The organism is Pseudomonas sp. ANT_J12, assembly GCF_008370045.1.
Classification (GTDB): domain Bacteria; phylum Pseudomonadota; class Gammaproteobacteria; order Pseudomonadales; family Pseudomonadaceae; genus Aquipseudomonas.
In genome coordinates this window covers 1-521 of the sequence record NZ_VOBN01000060.1, presented here as the reverse complement: position 1 = coordinate 521, position 521 = coordinate 1, and the positions used below count along the sequence as shown (strand labels likewise).

Here is a 521-nt window from a genome sequence, read left to right as displayed (position 1 = left end):
TAAGAGAACTCACAAATTTTACCTTAGCCTGATCCGTTACCAGTGAAAGTAACGTTCAGTCTATCTTTCTATCACATACCCAAATTTTTAAAGAACGATCTAATCAAAGACTAGAAATCAATATTCACAGCGGAATACTCATTTCTAAACTCTAACGTCAGAAGCAGTAAATGGTGGAGCCAAACGGGATCGAACCGTTGACCTCCTGCGTGCAAGGCAGGCGCTCTCCCAGCTGAGCTATGGCCCCATAACAAAATTGGTGGGTCTGGGCAGATTCGAACTGCCGACCTCACCCTTATCAGGGGTGCGCTCTAACCAACTGAGCTACAGACCCAATTTTGATGCTTAGCGCAATCAAACTTGAAGCGTGTAGCTCAAAGCTTGAAGCTGCTTCTATCGTCTTCTTCAATGAATCAAGCAATTCGTGTGGGAACTTATGGAGCAGCTGATGTCGTCGATTAAGGAGGTGATCCAGCCGCAGGTTCCCCTACGGCTACCTTGTTACGACTTCACCCCAGTCA

Annotated in this window: 2 tRNA genes and 1 rRNA gene; all 3 read right to left on the bottom strand. The window is 46.3% G+C overall.

The window, feature by feature from the left end:
- Positions 1–171: 171 nt before the first annotated feature.
- Positions 172–247, bottom strand: a tRNA-Ala gene (locus FQ192_RS33895).
- A 10-nt stretch (positions 248–257) separates the two neighbouring features.
- A tRNA-Ile gene (locus FQ192_RS33890) sits at positions 258–334 on the bottom strand.
- A 125-nt stretch (positions 335–459) separates the two neighbouring features.
- Positions 460–521 (bottom strand): 16S ribosomal RNA (locus tag FQ192_RS33885); the annotation flags it as partial.